The sequence below is a fragment of the Polaribacter sp. 20A6 genome (assembly GCF_011378915.1).
GTDB lineage: Bacteria > Bacteroidota > Bacteroidia > Flavobacteriales > Flavobacteriaceae > Polaribacter > Polaribacter sejongensis.
This window is the reverse complement of sequence record NZ_WTPZ01000002.1, coordinates 840,543-850,306: the sequence shown is the minus strand read 5'-3', so window position 1 is coordinate 850,306 and position 9,764 is coordinate 840,543. Positions and strand designations below refer to the sequence as shown.

Annotated in this window: 11 protein-coding genes and 1 tRNA gene; 2 read left to right on the top strand and 10 right to left on the bottom strand. The window is 28.8% G+C overall.

The genetic code is table 11. The features are described from left to right. Nucleotides 1–171: 171 nt before the first annotated feature. Nucleotides 172–1,149 carry a T9SS type A sorting domain-containing protein gene (locus GQS57_RS07455; protein ID WP_165731949.1) on the top strand — a complete coding sequence of 326 codons (978 nt, stop codon included), beginning with the start codon at nucleotides 172–174 and terminating at the stop codon, nucleotides 1,147–1,149. Between the two features lie 66 nt (nucleotides 1,150–1,215). On the opposite strand, the gene GQS57_RS07450 is transcribed toward GQS57_RS07455, so the two are convergent. The 4 genes from GQS57_RS07450 to GQS57_RS07435 form a co-directional block, all read right to left on the bottom strand. Beyond that, nucleotides 1,216–1,289, bottom strand: a tRNA-Arg gene (locus GQS57_RS07450). Nucleotides 1,290–1,322: 33 nt separating this feature from the next. Then, nucleotides 1,323–1,772, bottom strand: coding sequence for a GatB/YqeY domain-containing protein (locus GQS57_RS07445; RefSeq protein WP_165731947.1), 450 nt, complete (start codon nucleotides 1,770–1,772; stop codon nucleotides 1,323–1,325). Nucleotides 1,773–1,792: 20 nt separating this feature from the next. Next, nucleotides 1,793–2,242, bottom strand: coding sequence for a retropepsin-like aspartic protease (locus GQS57_RS07440; protein ID WP_165731945.1), 450 nt, complete (start codon nucleotides 2,240–2,242; stop codon nucleotides 1,793–1,795). Nucleotides 2,243–2,294: 52 nt separating this feature from the next. After that, entirely contained in the window at nucleotides 2,295–3,002 is a 708-nt protein-coding gene (locus GQS57_RS07435; RefSeq protein WP_240915444.1) for an alpha/beta hydrolase, read from the bottom strand. 314 nt (nucleotides 3,003–3,316) lie between these two features. On the opposite strand from GQS57_RS07435, the gene GQS57_RS07430 reads away from it, so the two are divergent. Beyond that, nucleotides 3,317–3,496, top strand: coding sequence for a hypothetical protein (locus tag GQS57_RS07430; RefSeq protein ID WP_165731941.1), 180 nt, complete (start codon nucleotides 3,317–3,319; stop codon nucleotides 3,494–3,496). 312 nt (nucleotides 3,497–3,808) lie between these two features. Here GQS57_RS07430 and GQS57_RS07425 read toward each other — a convergent pair whose 3' ends face one another. The 6 genes from GQS57_RS07425 to GQS57_RS07400 form a co-directional block, all read right to left on the bottom strand. After that, nucleotides 3,809–4,555 (bottom strand): LytTR family DNA-binding domain-containing protein, encoded by a 747-nt coding sequence (locus GQS57_RS07425; RefSeq protein ID WP_165731939.1) that lies wholly within the window; start codon nucleotides 4,553–4,555, stop codon nucleotides 3,809–3,811. Next, nucleotides 4,542–5,348 carry a sensor histidine kinase gene (locus GQS57_RS07420; RefSeq protein WP_165731937.1) on the bottom strand — a complete coding sequence of 269 codons (807 nt, stop codon included), beginning with the start codon at nucleotides 5,346–5,348 and terminating at the stop codon, nucleotides 4,542–4,544. Before GQS57_RS07420 ends, GQS57_RS07425 begins: the two co-directional genes overlap by 14 nt. Then, entirely contained in the window at nucleotides 5,321–5,983 is a 663-nt protein-coding gene (locus GQS57_RS07415) for a hypothetical protein (protein WP_165731935.1), read from the bottom strand. The genes GQS57_RS07420 and GQS57_RS07415 overlap by 28 nt, the downstream gene beginning before the upstream one ends. A gap of 34 nt (nucleotides 5,984–6,017) precedes the next feature. Continuing rightward, nucleotides 6,018–6,710 (bottom strand): hypothetical protein, encoded by a 693-nt coding sequence (locus GQS57_RS07410; RefSeq protein ID WP_165731933.1) that lies wholly within the window; start codon nucleotides 6,708–6,710, stop codon nucleotides 6,018–6,020. 164 nt (nucleotides 6,711–6,874) lie between these two features. Further along, nucleotides 6,875–7,729 (bottom strand): hypothetical protein, encoded by an 855-nt coding sequence (locus GQS57_RS07405; protein WP_165731931.1) that lies wholly within the window; start codon nucleotides 7,727–7,729, stop codon nucleotides 6,875–6,877. Between the two features lie 90 nt (nucleotides 7,730–7,819). After that, complete coding sequence (locus GQS57_RS07400) at nucleotides 7,820–9,544, bottom strand: OmpA family protein (RefSeq protein ID WP_165731929.1); 1,725 nt, start codon at nucleotides 9,542–9,544, stop codon at nucleotides 7,820–7,822. Nucleotides 9,545–9,764: the final 220 nt, after the last annotated feature.

The following is a 9,764-nucleotide window of genomic DNA, read 5'->3' as shown; positions in this document are numbered from 1 at the left end:
TACCAAGAAAATATTTTTTAAAATATTCTACTTTTCTAAAAAACACCATTAAAAAGAACTTGTCTTTTTAATAGTGTTTACTTCTATCCATTTTCTTTAACACTAAAACTTTTGCCTATTATCTGTAATTCTATTTAACACATTGTTTATTTAATATAATCCCCCAAAAAAATGAATAACACTAACAACACTCAGAAATTATTTTTAAAAAACTTCAATTTTTCTAAAATCCAACATCTTGAAGAAAAGAAAACTTATAAAAAAGGAATTATCTATTTAATAGTATTTCTATCCGTTTTCTTAAATATTAAAACTTTTGCCAATATAATACCAAATAGAGGGTCATCATCAGAATTCTGTAAAGCCTCCACACCTAAAGAAGGCTATTATAATAAAAATTTTGAAGATCACAGAAGTAACAAAACTGAATTTACAAAAACTAATGAATTATTACCAATCATTAAATTAGGGTTTGAATATACAAATACAGAAAATTTAAGGTTACATCATCAAATAGCAATCTCTTTTCAAGCAACAAATTCATTTGATTATGAAAAAGGTTACGATGCGGAGTCATTTATCGACAATGAAACTGACATCTATTGGAAATTTAAGGATGATCATAGAAAATATGTAATTACTGGTGTGCAAGAAATTTCTGATGATTTAGAAGTTCCATTAGAAATTACAATGGGGTATTCTGGACAGGTAGATTTAATGGTAGATAAAATTCAAAATATTTCCAGAGAAATTTACATAAAAGATAAACTTACAGGGGTTTCATACAACATAAAAGATGGGAAAATCAATTTAACCTTAGATAAAGGTGTCTGTTCTAATCGTTTTGTTTTAGCTTTTAGAGAATCTATCTCTAACACACTTAAACTAGAAAACAATACACTAATTAACGAAACTACTATTTATGCTGATAATCAGAATAAAAATATTGTAATTTCTAAAAATCAAGAAATAACAATACAGAAAATAGAACTTTTTAATATACTTGGTAAAAAAACAAGCTTATGGAACATTACAGAACAGAAAAATAGCTACAAGCTAGCCATAAAAAATCAAATACCAATTGGACTATACATTGTAAAAATGTATAGCAACAAAGGTACCCTAAGTAAAAAAGTAGTTATTGAATAATTAGAATAATCTTAATTGACAAAAAAAGGCTAAGAATTACAAAATGTAATTCTTAGCCTTTTTTTGTGACCGCGAAGGGATTCGAACCCCCAACCCTCAGAGCCGAAATCTGATATTCTATCCAGTTGAACTACGCAGCCATTTTGTTTTCTAATAAGAAAACAAAATATTTTTTACATTAAACTCTTTTTCACTAAAGTAGAAATGGTTTTACCATCTGCTTTACCCGCTAATTCAGCAGAAACAATTCCCATAACCTTTCCCATATCTTTCATTCCGGATGCTCCTACTTTGCTAATCGTAGCAACAACAACACTTTCAATTTCTTCTTCTGATAAGGCTTCTGGCAGAAACTGTTCTAAAACAGCTAATTCAGCTAATTCTGGATCGGCTAAATCTTGTCTACCTTGTTCTATAAAGATAGCTGCACTGTCTCTTCTTTGTTTAACTTGCTTCTGAATAATTTTAATTTCTTGCTCTTCCGTAATTTCTGCTTGAACACCTGTTTCCGTTTTCGCTAATAAAAAGGCAGATTTAACCGCTCTTAAAGCTTGTAAAGCAACGGTATCTTTTGCTTTCATTGCTTCTTTCATTTTATCCATTACTTGTTTCTGCAAACTCATTGTATTTTATTTTAAATTAATTATTTCTTTGTTTTCTTTAAGTATAAAACTTTTTTATGATAATCTATAAATGCTTTTCCTTTTTGTAGCACATCTGCACCAATAATTCCATGTACTTCTTTTGCTTTGTGTTGCGTTAAAGCTGTATTAACATGCGATAAATTAAACAATACTAAATGGCATTTATTTGTTTTCCAGCTTCCTATTTTCAAAGAATTATTATCAGACTGTAACGTTTCCATATCTGTTGCTCCTGCCCCAGCTGCTTTGGTTTCACTTTCTACAGCTTCCAAATTAAAATGAGTAATCATATCTAATCCTACACAAGAGTTAGAAGCACCTGTATCTAGAATAAATCGCCCTTTTACACCATTAATTGTTGCTTTTAACTCCAAGTGATTGGTCGCAATTTTCTTTAGCTTTATTTTGACGAATTTCTTCTTCTTTAAAATTTTCTTAATACTACTCATTTTATTATTCTTTGAAGTGATCAAAAATACGATTTATAAATTTTAAGAAGTACTATCGCTCTAAAATTTCTTTTAAATTCTCTTTATAAATGGCAAATTCTCTAATATTATGATGCGTACCTCCATCAATCTCTATATACTTATTTTTAGTTGATGTATTTAGCACCAACAACCTTTTAGATTGCTTATAAGAAGTGGTAGTGTCTTTATTACCATGAAACAGTGTAATAGGACATGTTACTTTAGAAATGTCCTTATCAGACCTAAATTGGTATTTCAACAAAAAGGTTGGAACAGACTTAAACTTATAAGTCGCTGCTTTTTTAAAGTTGTAAAAAGGAGCTTCTAAAACTAATTCTTTCGGGTTATTTACTGAAGCTATTTTGGTAGCAAAAGTACCTCCTAAAGAAAACCCATAAACCACAATATTCTCTTCTTTAAAATTCTTTTTTAAATGATTATAAACAAACAAACCATCATTGTACATCGCTAGTTCATTAAATGCGCCAATACTCTTACCGTAATTCCGATAATCAAAAACAAAGACCTCGTAATTATATTCTAAAAAGTAAGCAACTCTATCTCCCCACTTTGTTAAATTCCCTTTATTGCCGTGACAAAATAACACAACTCCTTTTGGGTTTGGTAATTGAAAATGAAGTGCATTAATTACATTACTGCCATCAGTTTTTAAAAAGACTTCTTCAAACTTGTTTGTAAAGTTATATTGATAATTTTTATCTAATTTATTACCATTCAAAAAAATAAATCTTTCTTGAAATAAATAAAGTCCAATAAAAAAAATCCCTATTATTAGTAGTAAAGAATAAACTAAGTAAATCATTTAAAAGTTTGAACAACGAAATTAATCATTTTTAAAGATTTTAAACACAAATTACAATGCTAATAAAATGTGGGTTTGTAGGTATAAACCTACTTAAATAAAGTAAACAAATTAGCCACAACACTTTTAAATAGCTAAAGCTAAAAAAGAGCACTTAAAAATAATTCCTCCTTTTTTTAATAATGAAAAAAATTATCTTTATTTTACTATGAATTAAAAAACATAAAAAAATGAAAAAATTATTATTTGTAGTAGTATGTTTAACAATATCATTCACCGCTTGTAGAGAAGATAAAAAATCAGAAAAAAAGACAGAGGTTAAAACTGAAAATAATGTAAATATTGAAACTCCACAAGGAAGTGTAAAAACTGATGGAGATGGAAATGTTGATATTGAAATTAAAGAGTAAATAGTAAAACTTAAAGTAAATTTTCTTTTTTATTAGGAAAGCAAAATTTATGTGTATAAAAAACCGATTCATCCCTGAATCGGTTTCAATACTAAATTTTATGTTGATGAGAAATACAGGTATAAGTTCAGCATAATAGTACTTATTACCTATCCTAAACGTAATTGAATTCTTATAAGTCTTAGACTACATAGCAAATGTAATGAATCTCTCTAAACATATTGAGAAAGAAAATGAAGAGCCGGTTTACTCTATAAAAGCTTCTTTGACGAAATATTAAAGGAACTAACTACCTTTTAAAAATACTTAAAACTAACCTTTTAGATTATTTAAAAAATCTTGTCGTCTATTTCTAGAAACAGGCACTTTATGGTTCTCACTTAATAATACATAACCTTCATTCAAATATTTTTTTATATGCTCTAGATTTATTAAATGAGATTTATGGACTAAGTAGAAATCCTGCTGCTGTAATAATTTATTAAAATGACCTATGCTTTGTGAGCTTAAAATGGGCTTTTGATTACTGAAATGAATCTTAGTATAACCATCTACACCTTCGCAATGTATAATTGCATCTATTTTTACAAACTCTAATCCATCTGCAGATGGAATGACTATTTTTTTCTTCTGAAAATTTTGTACCCCTAAATTCTCTATCAGTAATTTGTTTTTTTCTAAGGCAGATTTATCTGCAATATTTTTAGAAGCCTTTATTACGGTTGCTATTAAAGTTTCATTATCCACCGGCTTCAATAAGTAACCAATAGCACTATAATTTATAGCATCTATTGCATATTGGTCAAAAGCGGTTACAAAAATAATTTCAAAATTAGGTTTCTTTACATTTGCTAAAACATCAAACCCATTCATTACAGGCATTGCTATGTCTATAAATACAAGTTGAGGTTGCAATTTATCTATAAGTTCTAAACCTTTTTCTGGACTCTGAGTTTCTGCAATAATATCTAAGTCTGGACAGTATCTTTCAATTTTATTTTTTAAAATAGATAATGCTTTCCGCTCATCATCAATAAGTATCGTTTTAATTTTTGTCATAATAATTTTGATTAAATTCTAAAACAATTTCTGTTCCTGTTTCACCAATTTCTATAGAACGATCTATCATTTTATGGCGCACATTCCAAGAACCACTTTCATTTAAAAAATGAATTCGCTCGGTTAATACTTCTGATGAATGTGAAGCATTTTGACTTTTGATAGAAGTATTTAGTTCTTTCGATTTTTTTAAACCAACACCATTATCTATTACACTAACTTTAAAGCAATTTGCATTTATAAAATTGAATATTACAGTTACTTTTCCATTCCCTTTTTTGTGAAATAAACCATGGTTTATAGCATTTTCCACCAACGGTTGTATAAGCATAGAAGGTATCTGTTCTTCTTCAATATCTAATTCTGGATCTACTTTTATTTCATACTCTATTTTTTCTTCGAAACGTAATTTCTCTATTTGAAGGTAATTCTCTAGCAAGCTAATTTCTTCACTTAAACTAACACTTTTCCTTCTTGAATAATCAAAAAACTGACGCATTAATTTCGAGAATTTTGCTAAATAGTTTTCTGATGTTTCAACATCATTCTGTTGAATATAATATTGAATCGCATTTAAAGAATTATGTACAAAATGTGGATTCATTTGACTACGCAAAGCCTTTAATTCTAAATCGTGCTGACGTTTTTGGTTTTGTATAGTTGCTTCAAAGTTATCACGTACTAATTTGTTTTTTCGGTTTATAAACACAAAAAAAAGCAATACTAGTAATACCCCTAAAAAAACGAGTATTAATATTGAATAACCTATGATTGAACCTTCTGGTGAGTGCATATAAAACCGATACTTAAAATGATACTTTTTAAACTTGTAATTGTAATTAATAAACCAAACAAATGATGAAACTCTTTAAAACTTGCAAAATAATTTTGACCTACTTTAAAAGGTATAAAGCCTAAATAGTAGATAAAATGTGCAATAGCTATCCATAGTAATAAATTGGAATATACATTTTCTTGTTTACTAGATGTTAATAACATCATTAAATAATAAGCTACAAAGATTAAAATACTAAATCCACCAATTATGTAAGACTCTAAAAAACTCTGACTAGTGTAATCTATTTGTTTAATCAATAATTCATAAGCAACAACTGTAAAATATAGAACCCCAAAAAATATAATTATTTTTTTAAATATTTTACTATTGAATTTAGAATAGAATAACCAAAAAAGAAAACTAAAATAAATAACATTGTATACATTATAAAAAACTGCGTTTTTTTGTATTACAATATATCTACCATAGTATAAAGCAAAAATTTCATTAAATACCCCATACCAAAGTAATAGTACAAAATATCGATATTTAACATCTAGTTTTTTAATATAAAAAAAACCAATAAATGCAGGGATAATCTGCAAATATAAATGATAGTAAACAACAGAATCATATATTACTTCTAACAAAATTATTTGTTTTTTAGTTGCTATTTTATAAATCTTATTGCCTAGGAGGCATTATATTAAACTCATCTGCATTTAAACTTGAATTTCTTTCTAAAGATCTTGTAGCACTTTTAGTTTCCTTATTTTTTAGGTAGGGTAATAAATATTTATAAGTTCCTTTATATTTATTATCTTGGTTTGTATATTCAATAAAAAAGGGAATATGTCTATCAAACTCATTGGTAAATATTGAATCTTTATGGTTTTCTCTAAAGGTTGGAGCTAAAAAAACTGTTTCTCTATGTCTCATGTCTCCAACTACCCTATCATTTTTTTCATTCATCTCGTCATAACTCTTAATATTATGATTAAATTTAGGTATAGAATTAAGTGTTTTATTTTTATCATGCGCACCTAAAAATATTGCAATTCCAGTAACTTCATTGTTGTCATTACCTTTATTCGTTTTTTCTACTTCCTTTAAAAATCGAATGTAATTTTCTAATTGTTGTATGCTAACCAATACATATTCTGTTCCTTCATATCCTTTTCTATCCAAAATTGAATTTTGTGCTTTTTCAACGTAAGGCTTTATATTGTCATTGTAATTTTCATATAAACTATGGCTTTGCTTCATTGTAATTGCGTGCCCTGATTTTTCATATAATTCAATTGGGCTTGCACAAGAATAAAACATTAGAGCAGTAATAGTTGCGTAAAAAAGGTGTTTGATTTTTAAATTTTTCATATTTTTTTCTTGAAAGTTAATGTTTATAAATGAAATGTTAAAAAAAATGTTTGATATCAATATAAATAACCTCTGTATTAGTTCTGAAGATAATGTTTAAAAAAGCAACTTTGATACAATCTCCATTGCCTTTTCATGAATGATTATTAATAATATTAGTTTACTTATTTTTCATTATTAACACAAATATCTTCAATTAGCTTAATAATATCTGTACCTACATTGTTCAAATTTGCATTCATAAGTTTTAAACCTCCGTTATTAATATCTACTAAACTTATTTCATAATTTGATGTAGCTAATGATGAAACTAAAATCACCTGAATACCATCTAGATTTGCTTTTGCAGCAAGAGATGCCAAATACGTGTCATCAATTCCATTAGCAGTATCATCATCTCCACCTGCCACAGCATCAGTGATAATTATAGCTAGTTTAGTAATATTAGTTGTTCTCCAATTTCCTGCAAAACTATTATTTATCAGTTCATTAAATAATAAGCCTCCAGGTTCTGGTGATCCAACTCCAGAACCTAAACTTAATGCCCCATTTAGTTTTGCTAATTGATTACTAAATGAGGTTTTATTATTTGTTCCAAATTTTTCCATCATAGTTAAATACTGATCCCTTGTTGCAAATGTAGAATTTACTATTTTTTGACCTGCAGGTAAACTCACATAGTCCGTTTGGGCAGCATAAGCTGGTAAATTACCTTCTGGTTGTTCGTCAAAAATTGATAAAGAGAGTCTATAATCTCCCCCAGACTCAGTTACAATTGTACTTGCAATTGCAGCAACAGAGCTTTTAATACCTTCTATTGCTCCCCCCATACTTCCCGTATAATCAATTAAAAAAGCCACATCCATACCTTCACTACACGCAAAAGGAAATCCGTCATCTTCCACATCATATTCACAGCTTTCATCACTACCACAACTCACAAAGTTCATCATCACGAACAAGCTAAAAAGTATACTTACATATTTTAAAATTCTTCTATTTTTATATCTCGTTTTCATATTTTCTAGGTTTTTTAAATGTAAGTCAAGACAGCATTTTACTGCCTTGACTTGGTTTACTAATTATCAATTAACTCAAACAAATACTTATTAAAAGCAAACTACTTTAAACTCAGTTCTTCGGTTTATTCTGTGTTCGTCATCCGTACATGGTACGTTATTAGAACATTTGGTATTCTTTAATTCACTTTCTCCTGCTCCACGGCCAACTAACCTACTTCTTGAAATGCCTTTACCAACAATATAATTTACTGTTGCATCTGCTCTTCTTTGAGATAAACTTAGATTATAACCATCACCTCCTTGGCTATCTGTGTGAGAAGACATTTCTACAGTAATACTTGGGTTGTCTTGCATTAACTTCACCACATAATCTAAATCTGGTTTTGCCGCTGGTAAAATAATTGCTTTGTCTAAATCGAAGTTTATATTGTCTAATTTAATGGCCACTCCACATGGATCTATACACATTTCAAAATCAATAAATAAAGTGCTTTCTCTATTGTAAGAATTGGTAGCCACTTCTACTTCATTAGAGAAATAACCATCTTTTTTACCATTTAAACCATACCTTGAAGCTTGTTTTAAATGAAAGATAAAATCTCCTTCTGCATCAGATAGTGTGTTTTTTTGCCCTGCTCTAAGCTTATCTTTTAAGATAATATCTACGCCTTGTATTCCGTTAGTAGAATTACATTCTACCACATTTCCTTTTAAGATGAAGTTTTCATCAGCATATACAATCACTTTTTGTATACCTGCACTTTCCTTTTTACAGTTTTTGAAATCTTCTTTTGTAATGCTTCCTTCTTCTAAAGTAACATTGTATAGTTTTCCTCTAATTACATAATTATCTTCTGGCACTTCTGTAAATACCACAACACCGTAAGAATTTGTAGTGGCTGTTTGTACAATGCTACCGTTTAAATCAGTTAATACAACATCTGTATTGGGTAACGTTTCTCCAGTAAATTTATCTTTAGCTGTTACGGTTACATTACAACCACATGTTGCACAACAATAAGGTGTGTGATTTTCACCACAAACTGGACAAGATTTTTCCTTTTTACTGAATTTGATGGTAACCCCTGCAAATAAACCAACTGATGAAATATCACAATCGCACGGTTCACTTCTTACCTTCGGATTTCCTTGATCAATATAAAATTCGCCAGCATCCTCGGTAAAGGGTTGGTAACTTGCAGAAAGCCCTCCTTCATTTAACTCTGTAACACCGAAGTGTCGCATATAATAGGCTCCTGCATTAATTCCAAAATTTTCGGATAAGAAATAAGTAAAACGAACCTGACCTTTAAATGTAAATACACTTGATGCGTTATAACCAGCATGAAAATTTAATATGTTTGCTGCTGTTGGACCTGCTAAAAGTGTTCTACCACCTTTTATAGATGCTAATCCAAAACGTGTATTAAATTCAGTTTTAAATTTACCAGAATTACTTCTTATTTGCGCATTGGGACCAATTCCATAAAACATGCGTGTAATTTTTGCTTCGGATAAGGTTGTTGGTAAAGTACTTGCAATTGTTGGATACGTACTTTCTGGCTTATTTTTGATGTAATCAAAATCCGCCCCTATACCAAACCATGTCCAGTAATAATCTAAGGAAATGCCTAAATCTAAACCACCTTTATAATCGATATAGGGTGTATTGTTATTGTAGGTCGGAAAATCGTATCCAACTCTTGGACTTAATTGTAAATAATTTTTGTCTAAAGGCTGTTGTTGGCCCATTGATAAAAATGCATTTGTAAATACAAATAGCATTAATAGTACTTTTAATAAATTTTTCATAATAGAGTTTGTTTTACAAAAAAGCATTTCTTCTTTATTGCTTCTTATCTGATTAATACAGAACAAATATTCTATTAAATTTCAATTTTTTATAGAGTGATTTTATAAACTGACGTTTTCAATCTATAAATGGTAATGATGAGGTTATATAGAGGAATATCTGTATATTTTAGAAAGTTAACCCCACAAAAAAACCGATTCATTTCTGAATCGGTTTGTA

Excerpts from the sequence above, each read along its gene's own strand:
- GQS57_RS07405 (WP_165731931.1), bottom strand. The coding sequence starts at position 7,729 with ATGAAAACGAGATATAAAAATAGAAGAATTTTAAAATATGTAAGTATA.
- GQS57_RS07400 (WP_165731929.1), bottom strand. The coding sequence starts at position 9,544 with ATGAAAAATTTATTAAAAGTACTATTAATGCTATTTGTATTTACAAAT.
- GQS57_RS07440 (WP_165731945.1), bottom strand. The coding sequence starts at position 2,242 with ATGAGTAGTATTAAGAAAATTTTAAAGAAGAAGAAATTCGTCAAAATA.
- GQS57_RS07410 (WP_165731933.1), bottom strand. The coding sequence starts at position 6,710 with ATGAAAAATTTAAAAATCAAACACCTTTTTTACGCAACTATTACTGCT.
- GQS57_RS07455 (WP_165731949.1), top strand. The coding sequence starts at position 172 with ATGAATAACACTAACAACACTCAGAAATTATTTTTAAAAAACTTCAAT.
- GQS57_RS07425 (WP_165731939.1), bottom strand. The coding sequence starts at position 4,555 with ATGACAAAAATTAAAACGATACTTATTGATGATGAGCGGAAAGCATTA.
- GQS57_RS07420 (WP_165731937.1), bottom strand. The coding sequence starts at position 5,348 with ATGCACTCACCAGAAGGTTCAATCATAGGTTATTCAATATTAATACTC.
- GQS57_RS07445 (WP_165731947.1), bottom strand. The coding sequence starts at position 1,772 with ATGAGTTTGCAGAAACAAGTAATGGATAAAATGAAAGAAGCAATGAAA.
- GQS57_RS07430 (WP_165731941.1), top strand. The coding sequence starts at position 3,317 with ATGAAAAAATTATTATTTGTAGTAGTATGTTTAACAATATCATTCACC.